The organism is Streptoverticillium olivoreticuli subsp. olivoreticuli, assembly GCF_003391135.1.
Classification (GTDB): Bacteria; Actinomycetota; Actinomycetes; order Streptomycetales; family Streptomycetaceae; genus Streptomyces; species Streptomyces blastmyceticus.
Genome location: NZ_CP031455.1, coordinates 5087997 through 5103183, shown reverse-complemented (window position 1 = coordinate 5103183; position 15187 = coordinate 5087997). Strand labels below are relative to the sequence as shown.

Below are 15187 nucleotides of genomic sequence, written 5' to 3'. Positions count from 1 at the left end.
TTCAGTGGGTCTCGGGACGGAGGACCTTGGTCCGGAGGACCGACTCGTTCAGGTTCATCTGGCGGTCGAGCTCCTTGACGACCGCAGGCGTGGCCTGCAGGTCGATGACCGAGTAGATGCCCTCGGGCTTCTTCTTGATCTCGTACGACAGACGACGACGGCCCCAGGTGTCGACCTTCTCGACCTTTCCGTTGCCCTCACGGACGACGGAGAGGAAGTTCTCGATCAGCGGGGAGACAGCGCGCTCCTCGAGATCGGGGTCGAGGATGACCATCACCTCGTAGTGACGCATGTGGAACCCACCTCCTTTGGACTCAGCGGCCACGGTCGTTCCGTGGCAGGAGGGTCGTGATGCGTAAGCAACGGTATCGGCCGACACTGACAATCAGCGGAGAGTCCCTGGGTCGCCCCTGGGACCGAAGCTGGGTCTGGGCAGACACCGGTGCAGACCGTACACAGTACCCGCACTCGGGCTTCCGGTTGAAATCGAGCGGTCCGGCACCGCAATCTGGACGCATCGGGTGTGACCGGCGCTACAGTGCGCCGCCTGCCTTCAGGAGGTAGCCCCATGACACAGGCAGCTCGGCAGCCCCGCAGTCCCCGGGCGCTGATCAACGCCGCTCTCAACAGCGACGGCAAACCCCACCCCGTCGAGAACGCCTTCGCCGCGGTGACGATCGCGCTCGGCGCCCTCGCCTTCATCAGCTCGGCGTTCTCCAACCTCCATCTGCTCAGCTCCTGGAGCGGTCTCGTGGGCATCCTCACGGGGGCGTGGGGCCAGTTCATATCGGCGACGACCGGCGAGCGCTTCCTGCTGATCATCGGGCTCGGGGCCTCTGCCGTGGGCTTCTTCCTGGGCATGGCGCACGGCGGACTCTTCGGAGGTGTGATCGGGTAGCGGCGGGTACGCCCAGACGGGGCGCTCCTTTGTCGCAGTAGGCTTCGGCGCGAGAGCCGGAGCCCCGACCCTGGGGACACACCTGCCGAGGAGCGCCCCGCATGAGCCTGACCCTGAGGACAATCAGCCGAGAGCAGCATCTGGCATACATCCAGAGCCTGCCCGCGGCGAGTCACATGCAGGTGCCGGCGTGGGCCGATGTGAAGGCCGAGTGGCGCTCGGAGAATCTGGGCTGGTTCGACAAGAACGGCCAGCTCGTCGGCGCGGGCCTGGTGCTCTACCGCCAGCTGCCCAAGATCAAGCGCTATCTGGCCTACCTCCCCGAAGGCCCGGTCATCAACTGGTTCTCGCCGAACCTCGAGGACTGGCTGCGCCCGATGCTCACCCACCTCAAGCAGCAGGGCGCCTTCTCCGTGAAGATGGGCCCGCCGGTGGTCATCCGGCGCTGGGACTCCAACGCCATCAAGTCCGGCATCGCCGACCCCGACGTCAAGCGGCTCCGGGACGTCGAGGCGACCCACATCGAGCCCCGCGCCTTCGAGGTCGCCGACCAGCTGCGCCGCATGGGCTGGCAGCAGGGCGAGGACGGCGGCGCCGGCTTCGGTGACGTCCAGCCGCGCTACGTCTTCCAGGTGCCGCTGTCGAACCGCTCCCTCGAAGACGTCCACAAGGGCTTCAACCAGCTCTGGCGCCGCAACATCAAGAAGGCCGAGAAGGCCGGCGTCGAGGTCGTCCAGGGCGGCTACGAGGACCTGCCGACCTGGCAGCACCTCTACGAGATCACGGCCGAGCGCGACAAGTTCCGCCCGCGCCCGCTGAGTTACTTCCAGCGCATGTGGTCGGCCCTCAACACCGAGGACCCCAACCGCATGCGGCTGTACTTCGCGGTGCACGAGGGCGAGGCCGTCGCCGCCGCGACGATGCTGATCGTCGGTGGCCACGTCTGGTACTCCTACGGCGCCTCCGCCAACCACAAGCGCGAGGTCCGCCCGTCGAACGCGATGCAGTGGCGCATGCTGCGCGACGCCTACGCCCTGGGGGCGAGCGTCTACGACCTGCGCGGCATCGGCGACTCCCTCGACGAGAGCGACCACCTCTTCGGCCTCATCCAGTTCAAGGTGGGCACCGGCGGCCAGGCCGCGGAGTACCTCGGCGAGTGGGACTTCCCGCTCAACAAGCTGCTCCACAAGGCCCTCGACATGTATATGTCGCGTCGCTGACCCCTCCGTCCGACCTCGCAGTACCGCCGTCAGGCACACGAACACGTCATCCAGCAGGCACAGGGAAAGGCTCCGGGACCGGCCATGGCGCTCACGCTCTACGTCGACACCGCGCGTTGGCGGGCACACCAGCAGTCCATCCTCCAGCAGTTCCCGGGCATCGTCCCGGTCTGCAAGGGCAACGGCTACGGCTTCGGCCACGAGCGGCTGTCCGACGAGGCGACGCGCTTCGGCTCGGACATCCTCGCCGTGGGCACGACCTACGAAGCGGCCCGGATCAAGGACTTCTTCAGCGGCGACCTGCTGGTGCTCACCCCCTTCCGGCTGGGTGAGGAGCCGGTGCCGCTGCCCGACCGCGCCATACGGTCCGTGTCCTCGGTCGAAGGGGTGCGCGGCCTGGTCGGCGCCCGCGTCGTCGTCGAGGTCATGAGCAGCATGAAGCGGCACGGCATCAGCGAGGAGGACCTCCCCAAGCTGCACGCCGCCATCGAGGACGTGCGCCTGGAGGGCTTCGCGATCCACCTCCCGCTGGACCGCACGGACGGCTCCGACGCCGTCCAGGAGGTCAGCGCCTGGATGGAGCGGCTGCGCAACGCCCGGCTGCCGCTGCACACCATGTTCGTCAGCCACCTCAAGTCCGAGGAACTCGGGCGGCTGCAGCAGCAGTTCCCGCAGACCCGCTTCCGCGCCCGCATCGGCACCCGCCTGTGGCTCGGCGACCACGACGCCACCCAGTACCGGGGCGCGGTCCTGGACGTCACGCCGGTGGGCAAGGGCGAGCGCTTCGGCTACCGCCAGCAGAAGACCGCCGGTGACGGCTACCTCGTGGTCGTGGCGGGCGGCACCTCGCACGGCGTCGGCCTGGAGGCGCCGAAGGCGCTGCACGGCATGATGCCGCGCGCCAAGGGCGTGGCCCGCGCGGGCCTCGCGACCATGAACCGCAACCTCTCGCCGTTCGTCTGGGCGGGCAAGCAGCGCTGGTTCGCGGAGCCCCCGCACATGCAGGTCTCGATCCTCTTCGTGCCGGGTGACGTCGCCCCGCCGCAGGTGGGCGACGAGCTGGTGGCCCATCTGCGGAACACCACCACCCAGTTCGACCGACTGCTCGACCACTGACCCACCCCCCTGGGTACGGGGTCCGGAGCCGCCCCTACTGCGGGCGGCTCTCCGTCCCCCATTGGACGTACGTGCCGTGAGCGTGCTCCGTGCGCCGGGACCGGCGCGCGGAGCCGAGGACGAATATGTCGGGCGCCCCGTCCAGCACCCCGCCCGAGGGGTCGTCCGAGCCGTCCCGGCGGACGACGTCCCGCTCGGGCAGCAGGATGTCGCGCACGACGACCGCGCAGAGATACAGCGTCCCCAGCAGGTGGACGGCGATCGCCAGTTGATACCCCTCGGTGGGCAGGCCCTGGTGCTTGTCGCCGCTGCCCGTATAGGCCAGATACATCCAGATGCCGAGGAAGTAGAGCACCTCGCACGCCTGCCAGACGAGGAAGTCGCGCCACTTGGGGCGCGCCAGCACGGCCAGCGGGACGAGCCACAGCACGTACTGCGGCGAGTAGACCTTGTTGGTGAGGATGAAGAGCGCCACCAGCAGGAAGGCCAGCTGCGCGAAGCGCGGGCGCCTGGGGGCGCACAGGGCCAGGGCCCCGATGGCCAGCGAGCCCAGGATCATCAGCAGCGTCACATATGTGTTGGCGTTCTCCAGCGGATTGCCCGTGCGCTGGGAGATCAGGAGCCAGATCGAGCCGAAGTCGATCGGGCGCTCCTGGCTGAAGGTGTAGAACTTCGCCCAGCCCTCGCGGATGTGGAAGCCGCTCGCGTCATGCGTGATCATGACCGGCAGGTTGACCACCAGCCAGGCCCCGACCGCGGCCAGGGCCGTCGTACGGAACGCCCGCAGCCGCCCCGCCCGCCAGCACAGGACGAGCAGCGGCCCCAGCAGCAGCACCGGATACAGCTTGGCCGCGGCGGCGAGACCGATCAGGATGCCCGCGAGGACCGTCCGACCGCGTGACCACATCAGCATCGCGGCGGCGGTGAGCGCGACCGCGAAGAGGTCCCAGTTGACGGTGGCCGTCAGGGCGAAGGCGGGCGCGAGGGCGATCAGCAGGGCGTCCCAGGGCCGGCGCCGGTGCGTGCGCGCGGAGCAGACCGCGATGACCGCGGTGCAGGCCATCAGCATGCCCGCGTTGACGAACCAGTTGAGCTGCTCGCGGTGCTGAAGCGTCCCGCCACCGGGGGTGAGCCAGGCGGCGACCTGCATGAACAGGCCGGTGAGGACCGGATATTCCAGATAGTCCATACCGCCGGAGACCGCCTGCGGGATGCGGTCGAAGTACGGGACGATCCCGGTGTCGAATCCGCGCCCGCTGTACAGGTGCGGGATGTCGGAGTAGCAGGCGTGGGTGTACTGCGTGGTGGCGCCGAAGAACCAGCCGTAGTCGTAGCACGGCATCTTCTGCACCATGCCGAGGGCGAACATCCCGATCGCCACGAGCGCGATCACCCGGACGGGCGTCCACCAGCTCGCGCCGATCAGCGCCCGGCGCCCCACCGGTCCGCCGATGAGCTCGCTGCCGGCCGCGGCCACCTCGTCCTCGACGGTGGGCCGTACAAGCTGATCGTCCCGCTCGCTCCTCATGCGCCCATCCTGCCGTACGGCGCCAGTTGCCGTCCGAGCCTGTGGATAACCTCGAGGGCCGCCTCACGCGAACGCGGGACGGCCCTCGGGTCGGATGGCTCAGCCGAGTCTCTCGGCGGGGTGTTTCATCTGGTCAGCCGCGCATCCCGCCGAACAGTCCGCCAGGTCGGCCATGGCTGGGGTCCGACGGGGACGGCGACTCGCCCGGGTCGCCGCCGGGGCCCCCGATCCCGCCCGGTCCGCCCGGACCGCCGCCGTTGGCCCCGCCGTTGCCTCCCGGCTGGCAGTGGCGGTCGAACGGCGAGCAGGGCTTGCTGGCCGACGGGCTGGGGGAGGCGGGCTTCGACGGAGTCGCCGACGGGGTCTGCGAGGGAGTCGCCGACGGGGTCGTGGACGGGACCGCGCTGGGCGACGGGCTCGCGCCGTCCCCGAACACCTTCTGACCGATCGGCTGCGCCGACTGGAACTGCTCGACAGGCTCGCCCTTGAGCGCCTTGCCCATGTAATCGGCCCAGATGTCCGCCGGGAACGACGCGCCGTGAATGGTCTGCTTGCCGCCCACGCCGCGCATTGAGAGGAATTCCTGCTTCTTGGCGTTGGGGTCGACGCGGTACATGCCGATCGAGGTGGACAGCTGCGGGGTGTAACCCGCGAACCAGGCCGAGCGGTTGCCGTCGGTCGTACCCGTCTTGCCCGCCACCGGGCGGTCCCCGAGCTGTGCCGACGTGCCGGTACCGGCCTCGACGACGGTCTTCAGGACATCGGTGACGTTGTTGGCCACGTTCGGATCGAAGGCCAGCTTGCTGGAAACCTCGTGGGTGAAGATCGGCTTTCCGTCCTTCTCCACCTTCTCGACCGAGTACGGGTCGATCTGCTTTCCGCTGGCGGCGAAGGTCGCATAGGCGCCCGCGAGCCGGATGGCGCTCGGCGCCGAGGTGCCGAGGGAGAAGGTCGGGGTGGTGGAGGCCAGCTGGTCCTTGTCCAGACCCGCCTTCAGAGCGGCTTCCTTGACCAGATCCGTGCCCACGTCCATACCGAGCTGGATATAGGGCGTGTTCACCGAGAACTGCATCGCCGTACGGAGGGAGATGAGCCCCTTGTCCTCGTCACCGTCGTTCGGCTGGTGCCACTCGCTGCCATCGGTGTCGTCGTGCCAGACCTTGCCGTCGTAAGTCCTCAGCGTCACCTTGTTGTTGCCGTTGTAGATGCTTTCCGGCGAGACGAGCGTGCGCTGGCTGTCGTCCTGCGTGGGGCCGAGTGACGGATCCCGCTTGCCGTGCGTCATCGCGGCCGCGAGCACGAACGGCTTGAAGGTCGAGCCGACCTGCACACCGGTGTAGTCGGCGTTGTTGGTGTAGTGCTCCAGCGCGTTCTCACCACCGTAAATGGCGATGATCTTGCCGGTCTTCGGCTCCACCGAGGCCCCGCCGAACTGCACGTATTTGTCGACGTCCCGCACTTCGGGCTTGATGTTGGCCTTGCGGACGTCCTCGACGGCCTTGGAGAGGTAATCGACCTTGGCGTGGTCGAAGGTCGTGTGGATCTGATATCCGCCGCGGTCCAGCTGGCTCTTGCTGATCCCGGAGTGGGCGACGATGTAGTTGTCGGCGAGGTCGGTGAGATAGCCGATCTGGCCGGCCCGGTTGGTCGCGGGCTTGGGCTTCTGGGGCATCGGGAAGCCCTTCTTCACCCAGTCGTCGCGCTCCGGGGCCTGCATGTGACCGACCTGGACCTCGCGGTCCAGGGTCCACTTCCAGCGGTCCGTGGCCCGCTTGGTGTTCTTCTCGGGCGTCGCCGCCGGGCCCTGACCGCCGTAGGGGTCGTAAAGGTTCGGGCCGTTCAGCGTCGCCGCGAGATAGGCGCTCTCGCTGGGCGTCAGCTGGGTGCAGTCCTTGTCGAAATACGCGCGCGCCGCGGCCTGGATGCCATAGGCGCCTCGCCCGTAATAGGCGGTGTTGAGATAGCCCGCGAGGATGGAGTCCTTGTCCTTGGTGGCCCCCACCTTTATGGAGATCAGCAGCTCCGTGGCCTTGCGCTTGAGCGTCTGTTCCTGGCTGAGATAGGTGTTCTTCACGAACTGCTGGGTGATGGTCGAGCCACTCTGGGTCTCACCGCCCTGCGCCATCTTCACGACCGCGCGCAGGATGCCCATCGGGTCGACGCCCCAGTCCTTGCGGAAACTGGCGTTCTCGGCGGAGATCACCGCGTCCTGCATGGACAGGGGGATCTTGGAGATGGGCACGATCTGCCGGTTGAGGGCACCGCCGCCCGCGACGACCATCTGCTTGCCGTCCGCCCAGTAATAGACGTTCTTCTGGACGGCGGCCGCCTTCTGCTCGCTCGGCACCTGCACCACCGCGAGCGCGATGCCCACGGTGCCCAGGATCAGCGCGACGAAGGTGAAGCACATGCCCAGGACGAGCTTCCAGGACGGCATCCAGCGCCACGCCCCGGTCTTGCCCGACCGCGGATAGTCGATGAAGCGCTTCTTTCCCGGCCGGCCGCCGTCTCTGCGTCCCCGGCCGCCGCCCGCGGGGCCCGGATCGCCCGGGCGTCTGCGCCCGCCGCCTCCGCCTCCGCTGCCTCCGCCACCGCGCTGTGCCGCGCGGCGGGCCTCGGCCCGGCTGCCGTACTGGGAGCCTTCACCGCTGCCGGCACCCGGCGCGGCGGAACTGCTTGGTGGTGCGGCACGGCGGCCGGACGTCGGCTGGGCCGCGCGCCTGGCCGCGGCTCGTCCGCCGCCCTGAGGCTGCGGCGGCTTGCGGCGGTGCTCGCTCATCGAACGACTACTCCTAGGGCAGGCGCTATCGCCTGGAAGCGGCAGGTGGCTTGCGTTCCCCCCGATGCGCTGTCCGGTAGCCCCCCTGAGCAACCGGGCGCACTGCATCCGGGACGAGGACGCCTGACGGTGTCACTCGGTTCCCGGTGGTCTGCATGGCGCACAGACTACGCACGGTCAAATCGCTCCCACTGCGGATGTTCACTCCAATTCAGGCAGGTTGTGTCCCACGAATCGGTGATGTGACCTCGTTCACCGTGCCCCCTCTTGTCGCATCAGGATGCTCGTTCTATCGTCTGGATGTATCGAGTCGATACATCAGCTCGGCATAAGGGACCTAAGGGACCAAGGAGGCGACATATGAGCAGACGCTCCGGCATCCTCGAGTTCGCCGTCCTCGGCCTGCTCCGCGAGTCCCCGATGCACGGCTATGAACTGCGGAAACGCCTCAACACCTCACTCGGGGTGTTCCGGGCGTTCAGCTATGGCAGCCTCTACCCCTGCCTGAAGACTCTCGTTGCCAACGGCTGGTTGATCGAGGAGCCCGGCAACGCCCTGGAGGACGCCCGCGCGGCGTCCCTCGCCGGGCGGCGGGCGAAGATCGTCTACCGCCTGACGGCCGAAGGCAAGGAGCACTTCGAGGAACTGCTCGCCCACACCGGCCCGGACGCCTGGGAGGACGAGCACTTCGCCGCCCGCTTCGCGTTCTTCGGGCAGACCTCGCGGGACGTACGGATGCGGGTGCTGGAAGGCCGCCGCAGCCGGCTGGAGGAGCGCCTGGAGAAGATGCGCGCCTCCCTGGCCCGTACCCGCGAGCGGCTGGACGACTACACCCTCGAGCTGCAGCGGCACGGCATGGAGTCGGTGGAGCGCGAGGTCCGCTGGCTGAACGAGCTGATCGAGAGCGAGCGCTCCGGGCGCGACATGCGCCGGGGCACCACTCCGCAGGACACATCGGGAGATACGGGCGGCATGCCCCGGGACCGGGGGAGTTCCCGGACGGATCCGTCCGACCCCACCGCCAAGTGAGCTCTGCATTCGCAGGGCTTGTCGAGTACAAAACAGGGAGCAACCGGAATGGGTTCGGTTCGCGTAGCCATCGTCGGCGTGGGCAACTGCGCCGCCTCGCTGGTGCAGGGCGTCGAGTACTACAAGGACGCCGACCCGAACGGCCGCGTGCCGGGTCTGATGCACGTGCAGTTCGGCGAGTACCACGTGCGTGATGTGGAGTTCGTGGCCGCGTTCGACGTCGACGCGAAGAAGGTCGGCCTCGACCTCGCCGACGCCATCGGCGCCAGCGAGAACAACACCATCAAGATCTGCGAGGTGCCCGCCAGCGGCGTCACCGTCCAGCGCGGCCACACCCTCGACGGTCTGGGCAAGTACTACCGCCAGACCATCGAGGAGTCCGCCGAGGCCCCGGTCGACATCGTCCAGACCCTCAAGGACAAGCAGGTCGACGTCCTCGTCTGCTACCTCCCGGTGGGTTCCGAGGACGCCGCGAAGTTCTACGCGCAGTGCGCCATCGACGCCAAGGTCGCCTTCGTCAACGCGCTGCCGGTCTTCATCGCCGGCACCAAGGAGTGGGCCGACAAGTTCACCGAGGCGGGCGTCCCGATCGTCGGCGACGACATCAAGTCGCAGGTCGGCGCCACGATCACGCACCGCGTGATGGCGAAGCTGTTCGAGGACCGGGGCGTCATCCTGGACCGCACGATGCAGCTGAACGTCGGCGGCAACATGGACTTCAAGAACATGCTCGAGCGTGACCGCCTGGAGTCCAAGAAGATCTCCAAGACGCAGGCCGTCACCTCCCAGATCCGCGACCGCGAGCTGGGCGAGGACAACGTCCACATCGGCCCGTCCGACTACGTGGCCTGGCTGGACGACCGCAAGTGGGCCTACGTGCGCCTCGAGGGCCGCGCGTTCGGCGACGTCCCGCTGAACCTGGAGTACAAGCTCGAGGTCTGGGACTCCCCGAACTCCGCCGGTGTCATCATCGACGCCGTGCGCGCCGCCAAGATCGCCAAGGACCGCGGCATCGGTGGCCCGATCCTCTCCGCCTCCTCGTACTTCATGAAGTCGCCGCCGGTGCAGTACTTCGACGACGAGGCCCGTGAGAACGTCGAGAAGTTCATCAAGGGCGAGGTCGAGCGCTGATCAGCGCTCCACGGCCGCGGAGCGCCGTGCGGGACGCCGCACACCGCTTCGGTCCGGCCTGATCCACCGCGTGTGATCGTGGGCCCCCGGGTAATTGCGCCCGGGGGCCCACGCGGTGTGTGAGGCTGGGCCGCATGCCTGTCGTGCGCGATCTGCGCGTCCTGCTCCAACTGCCGGACTTCCGGCGCCTGCTGGTCGTCCGGCTGCTGTCGCAGGGGGCCGACGGCGTCTACCAGGTGGCGCTCGCCGCGTACGTCGTCTTCTCCCCCGAGAAACAGGCTTCCCCCACCGCCATCGCCTCCGCCATGGCCGTCCTGCTGCTGCCCTACTCCCTGCTCGGCCCGTTCGCCGGCGTGCTGCTGGACCGCTGGCGCCGCCGCCAGGTCCTGCTGCACGGCAATCTGCTGCGTGCGGCGCTGGCCACCGGCACCGCGCTCCTCGTCGTCGCCCGCGTCCCCGACTGGCTCTTCTACGCCTCCGCCCTCTCGGTCACCGCCGTCAACCGCTTCGTCCTCGCCGGGCTCTCCGCGTCCCTCCCCCGGGTCGTCGACTCGCCGGACCGCCTGGTCATGGCCAACTCACTGTCGCCGACGGCCGGCACGCTCGCGGCGACCGCGGGCGGCGGTCTCGCCTTCGTCGTGCGCCTGGTGGCCCCCGAGGGCACGAGCTCCGACGCCGTGGTCGTCCTCCTCGGCGCCGTCCTCTATCTGGCCGCGGCCCTCTGCTCCCTGCGCATGCCCCTCGACCTGCTGGGCCCGGACGTCCGCACGCCCGGGACCGAGCTGCGCGCGACGCTCCTGGCCACCGCCCGCGGGCTGGCCGCCGGTCTGCGGCACCTCGCGGAACGCCGCACCGCCGCCCGCGCCCTGGCGGCGATGACCCTGATGCGCTTCTGCTACGGCGCGCTGACGGTCACCGTCCTGATGCTCTGCCGCCATGCGTGGGCGGAGACCGAGTCCGACGGGCTGGCCCTCCTCGGCCTCGCCGTCGCGGTCTCGGGGGCGGGGTTCTTCGCCGCGGCGATCGTCACACCCTGGGCCGTGGCCCGGCTGGAGCGGCTCGGCTGGATCGTGGCCTGCGCCACGGCGGCGGCCGTGCTGGAGCCCGCGCTCGGCCTCCCCTTCGAACGCGTCCCCATGCTGATCGCCGCCTTCGTCCTCGGCCTCACCACACAGGGCGCCAAGATCGCCACGGACACGGTGGTCCAGTCGTCGGTCGACGACGGCTTCCGGGGCCGGGTCTTCTCCCTCTACGACGTGCTCTTCAACGTCGCCTTCGTCGGGGCGGCGGGGGTGGCGGCCCTGATGCTGCCGACCGACGGCCGGTCGCCCGCGCTGGTGATCACGGTCGCCCTGATCTACGCGGCGGTCGCCGTCGCCCTGGTGGGACCGCGCCGCTCCTGATACGCGAAAGGGCGGTGTTTCACGTGAAACACCGCCCCTCGACGACACCCGCTTGCCGGTGTTTCACGTGAAACACCGGCCGGGCGCCTCAGTCCTGCGTGGCCCACCACTCCTTGAGAGCGGCGACGGCGGCGTCCCGCTCCATCGGACCGTTCTCCAGCCGCAGCTCCAGCAGGTGCTTGTACGCCTTGCCGATCTGCGGGCCCGGGCCGACGCCGAGGATCTCCATGATCTCGTTGCCGTCCAGGTCCGGACGGATCGAGTCCAGCTCCTCCTGCTCCTGGAGCCGCGCGATGCGCTCCTCCAGGCCGTCGTACGCGCGGGACAGGGCGTTCGCCTTGCGCTTGTTGCGCGTCGTGCAGTCGGACCGCGTCAGCTTGTGGAGCCGCTCCAGCAGCGGCCCCGCGTCCCGTACGTACCGGCGCACGGCGGAGTCGGTCCACTCGCCCGTGCCGTAGCCGTGGAAGCGCAGGTGGAGCTCGACGAGCTTCGAGACGTCCTTCACCTGCTCGTTGGAGTACTTGAGCTTGGTCATCCGGGTCTTGGTCATCTTCGCGCCCACCACCTCGTGGTGGTGGAAGGAGACCCGGCCGTCCTTCTCGAAGCGACGGGTGCGCGGCTTGCCGATGTCGTGCAGCAGCGCCGCCAGGCGCAGGACGAGATCGGGGCCGCCCCCCGGCTGGTCAAGAGGGGCCTCCAGGTCGATGGCCTGCTCCAGGACGATGAGCGTGTGCTCGTACACGTCCTTGTGCCGGTGGTGCTCGTCGCGCTCCAGGCGCAGCGCCGGGAGCTCCGGCAGGACGAGATCGGCGAGACCGGTGTCGACGAGGAGCTTCAGGCCCTCGCGGGGGTGGGCGGAGAGGATCAGCTTGTTGAGCTCGTCCCGGACCCGCTCGGCGGAGACGATCTCCAGGCGGCCGGACATCTCCGTCATCGCGGTGACGACCTCGGGCGCGACCTCGAAGTCCAGCTGGGCGGCGAAGCGGGCGGCCCGCATCATGCGCAGCGGGTCGTCGGAGAAGGACTCCTCCGGGGTGCCGGGGGTGCGCAGGACCCGCGCGGCCAGGTCCTCCAGGCCGTTGTGCGGGTCGATGAACTCCTTCTGCGGGAGGGCGACGGCCATCGCGTTGACCGTGAAGTCGCGACGGACCAGGTCGTCCTCGATGGAGTCGCCGTAGGAGACCTCGGGCTTGCGCGAGGTCCGGTCATACGCTTCCGACCGGTATGTCGTGACCTCGATGTCGAAGTCGGACTTGCGGCATCCCACGGTCCCGAAGGCGATGCCGACCTCCCAGACCGCGTCGGCCCACGGCCGGACGATCTTCAGTACGTCCTCGGGGCGGGCGTCGGTGGTGAAGTCCAGGTCGTTGCCGAGCCGGCCGAGCAGCGCGTCCCGCACCGACCCGCCGACCAGGGCAAGCGTGAACCCGGCCTCCTGGAATCGGCGGGCGAGATCGTCGGCCACGGGGGACACCCGCAGGAGCTCGCTCACGGCACGGCGCTGCACGTGGCTGAGCTCGTTGGTCGACGACTGGAGCTGGCTGTCATTGTTGGCGTTCGGCACAACAGAAAAGAGTACGTGGCCGCACGCTGGAGGGCCTCCTCGTTACGGGCGCACGGCGCCGGTCAGCACAAAGCGGGCGCAGCCGGGACATCGGGCACGGTGGCGATCTTGCGGAGCGGTCCGCGGCACTTCGTCACAGCGGGCCTCGTTACCATTCGTGGACGCATAACCGACGACCACTGATGACGACGAGGGACGGGCGAGCGCGTGGCCGAGGCGGCAGAGTTCCAGGGGACGACGTCCGCTCCTGCCTGCCGGTGGGTCCGGCACACCACGCTGGTGCTGGTCGGTCTGCTGCTGCTCGTGGGCCTGGTGCAGCTGCCGGCGGCGCCGGAGGCCCACGCCGAGTCGGCCGGTTCCCGCACGGTCGATGTCTCCATCGGGGCCCTGACGCCCGTCGCGCCGACGCAGAACGACACGCTCACCGTCTCGGGCACGGTCACCAACAACGGCGGCTCCACGGTCACCGACGCCCATGTGGGCCTGCGGGTGGGCCCCCAGGTCGGCGGCCGCAGCGACATCGACGACATCGGCGGGCGGTCCGGCTTCTCGGAGGGCACCGACGGTTCCGAGATCGGCAGCCACACGCAGAAAATCGACAAGCTGCCTCCGGGCGTCAGCCGGGAATTCAGCATCTCCCTGCCCGCGAAGGACCTGGACATCAGCCGGGAGGGCGTCTACCAGCTGGGCGTCTCCCTGTCCGGGCAGACCTCGGGCCAGTCCTACGAGCGGGTGCTGGGCATCCAGCGGACCCTGCTCCCCTGGCAGCCATCCGCGACCGAGGGCAAGAAGACGCGGCTCACCTTCTTGTGGCCGCTCGTCTCGGCGACGCACCTGACCGCCCGCACGGAGTCCGACCAGCAGCAGACGCCGATCTTCCCCAACGACGACCTCGCCGCGGACCTGGCGCCGGGCGGCCGGCTCCAGCAGCTGGTGGCGCTGGGCAAGAACCTGCCGATCACCTGGGTGATCGACCCCGATCTACTCGCCACGGTCGAGGCCATGACCAAGAGCTACAAGGTCGACGGCCCGGACGGGAAGAGCACGCCGGGCAAGGGCCAGCCGGTCGCCAAGCAGTGGCTCAGCCAGCTCCAGACCGCCGTCGCGGGCGATCAGGTGGTGGCGCTGCCCTTCGGTGACCCGGACCTGGCCTCGCTCGCCCACCACGGCAAGGACGTCTCGGGCACCCTCAGCCACCTCCAGTCGGCCACGGAGCTCGCCGCGACCACCGTGGACACCATCCTCGGTGTGAAGCCGCGCACGGACTTCACCTGGCCCTTCGAGGGCGCCGTCGACTCCTCGATCATCGACGTGGCCACCTCCGCGGGCGCCCACAACGTCATCGCCCGCAGCGACAGCCTCCGGGAGAACCGGACCTCGTACACCCCGAGCGCCGCCCGGCAGATCGGCGGCGGCAACACGGCCGTCGTCGCGGACGCCCGGATGTCCACCGCCTTCCAGGGCGACCTGATCCGGGCCGACGACGCCTCGCTCGCCGTGCAGCGCTTCCTCGCCCAGAGCCTGCTGGTGAACAAGCAGGCCCCGGACGACGAGCGCAGCATCGTCGTCGCGCCGCAGCGCATGCCCACCACGAGCCAGGCGCAGGCGATGGCGGCGGCCCTGGGCGGCCTGACGGACGGCCGCTGGACGCAGCCCGTCGACCTGGGCGACGCGGCCAGGGCCAAGCCCGACCCGGCCGCCAACCAGCAGGTGCCCGGCCCCGGCGCGTACCCCGACTCGCTGCGCAAGCAGGAGCTGACCACCGACGCGTTCGAGGAGATCCAGAAGACCCAGGAGACCCTGGACAGCTTCAAGGTGATCCTGACCTCGCAGGACCGCGTGGTCACCCCGTTCGGCAGCGCGATCATGCGGGAGATGTCCAACTCCTGGCGCGGTGACCGCCGGGGGGCGGCGGAGTTCCGCAACGCCGTGCAGTCGTACCTGTACCAGCTCAAGCGCCAGGTGCAGCTCATCCCGAAGTCCGACGCCACCCTGTCCGGGCGCAGCGCGACGATCCCCGTGACGGTGCGCAACGGCCTCCTGCAGGGCATCACCGGGCTCCGGCTCGTCCTCGAATCCAGCAGGCCGAACCGCCTCAAGGTGGGCGAGGCCCAGCAGATCAAGATCGACGGCGGGCACAGCCAGTCGGTGAAGTTCGAGACGCACGCCAACGCCAACGGCCCCGTCCAGGTGACGGCCCGGCTGTACACGGACGACGGGCAGCCCTACGGCGACCCGATGTCCTTCACTGTGCATGTCACGTCCATCACCCCTATGGTGCTGATCGTCATCGCCGGTGGCGTACTCCTCCTGATCCTCGCGGGCCTCCGCATCTACATCCAGCGCAAGCGGTCCGCCGCCGGCGGGACGGCGGGCGGGGGAGACTCCGGGGACAACGGTCCGGGCGATGACAGTCCCCAGCAGCCGGAGGACCCGGCTCCGGACACCGGATCGGAAAGCACTGACCCATCCGGCACAGGTGAGAAAGTGGACCGTTGACGTGTAGTGGGGCCGGCCGG

At 69.3% G+C, this 15187-nt stretch carries 11 protein-coding genes; 7 read left to right on the top strand and 4 right to left on the bottom strand.

Annotation, left to right across the window (positions count from 1 at the left end; genetic code table 11):
• Window position 1 precedes the first annotated feature (1 nt).
• Complete coding sequence (rpsF, locus tag DXZ73_RS22375; RefSeq protein WP_058045341.1) at window positions 2–292, bottom strand: 30S ribosomal protein S6; 291 nt, start codon at window positions 290–292, stop codon at window positions 2–4.
• Window positions 293–568: 276 nt separating this feature from the next.
• Here rpsF and DXZ73_RS22370 point away from each other — a divergent pair, with 276 nt between their 5' ends.
• From DXZ73_RS22370 to DXZ73_RS22360, 3 genes are all read left to right on the top strand, one after another.
• Complete coding sequence (locus tag DXZ73_RS22370; RefSeq protein ID WP_116212868.1) at window positions 569–898, top strand: hypothetical protein; 330 nt, start codon at window positions 569–571, stop codon at window positions 896–898.
• Window positions 899–999: 101 nt separating this feature from the next.
• Complete coding sequence (locus DXZ73_RS22365) at window positions 1000–2118, top strand: lipid II:glycine glycyltransferase FemX (protein ID WP_116212867.1); 1119 nt, start codon at window positions 1000–1002, stop codon at window positions 2116–2118.
• 84 nt (window positions 2119–2202) lie between these two features.
• The gene (locus DXZ73_RS22360) at window positions 2203–3234 is read left to right on the top strand and encodes an alanine racemase (RefSeq protein ID WP_116212866.1); all 1032 of its coding nucleotides are present in this window, start codon (window positions 2203–2205) and stop codon (window positions 3232–3234) included.
• A 34-nt stretch (window positions 3235–3268) separates the two neighbouring features.
• Here the strand turns inward: DXZ73_RS22360 and DXZ73_RS22355 are convergent, their stop codons facing one another.
• Both DXZ73_RS22355 and DXZ73_RS22350 read right to left on the bottom strand, forming a co-directional pair.
• Window positions 3269–4762, bottom strand: coding sequence for a glycosyltransferase family 87 protein (locus tag DXZ73_RS22355; protein WP_116212865.1), 1494 nt, complete (start codon window positions 4760–4762; stop codon window positions 3269–3271).
• 133 nt (window positions 4763–4895) lie between these two features.
• Complete coding sequence (locus tag DXZ73_RS22350; RefSeq protein WP_116212864.1) at window positions 4896–7541, bottom strand: transglycosylase domain-containing protein; 2646 nt, start codon at window positions 7539–7541, stop codon at window positions 4896–4898.
• A gap of 360 nt (window positions 7542–7901) precedes the next feature.
• Between DXZ73_RS22350 and DXZ73_RS22345 the strand changes: the two genes are divergently transcribed.
• From DXZ73_RS22345 to DXZ73_RS22335, 3 genes are all read left to right on the top strand, one after another.
• Window positions 7902–8570: a PadR family transcriptional regulator gene (locus DXZ73_RS22345; RefSeq protein WP_116212863.1), complete on the top strand. Its 669-nt coding sequence runs from the start codon at window positions 7902–7904 to the stop codon at window positions 8568–8570.
• Between the two features lie 48 nt (window positions 8571–8618).
• A complete protein-coding gene (locus tag DXZ73_RS22340) occupies window positions 8619–9701 on the top strand; it encodes an inositol-3-phosphate synthase (RefSeq protein WP_116212862.1) in 1083 nt (360 codons plus the stop codon).
• A gap of 134 nt (window positions 9702–9835) precedes the next feature.
• Complete coding sequence (locus tag DXZ73_RS22335; protein ID WP_116212861.1) at window positions 9836–11104, top strand: MFS transporter; 1269 nt, start codon at window positions 9836–9838, stop codon at window positions 11102–11104.
• Window positions 11105–11192: 88 nt separating this feature from the next.
• On the opposite strand, the gene DXZ73_RS22330 is transcribed toward DXZ73_RS22335, so the two are convergent.
• The gene (locus DXZ73_RS22330; RefSeq protein WP_116212860.1) at window positions 11193–12668 is read right to left on the bottom strand and encodes a CCA tRNA nucleotidyltransferase; all 1476 of its coding nucleotides are present in this window, start codon (window positions 12666–12668) and stop codon (window positions 11193–11195) included.
• Between the two features lie 207 nt (window positions 12669–12875).
• Here DXZ73_RS22330 and DXZ73_RS22325 point away from each other — a divergent pair, with 207 nt between their 5' ends.
• Window positions 12876–15167, top strand: a complete 2292-nt coding sequence (locus tag DXZ73_RS22325; RefSeq protein ID WP_116212859.1) for a DUF6049 family protein — start codon at window positions 12876–12878, stop codon at window positions 15165–15167.
• The last annotated feature ends 20 nt before the right edge of the window (window positions 15168–15187 follow it).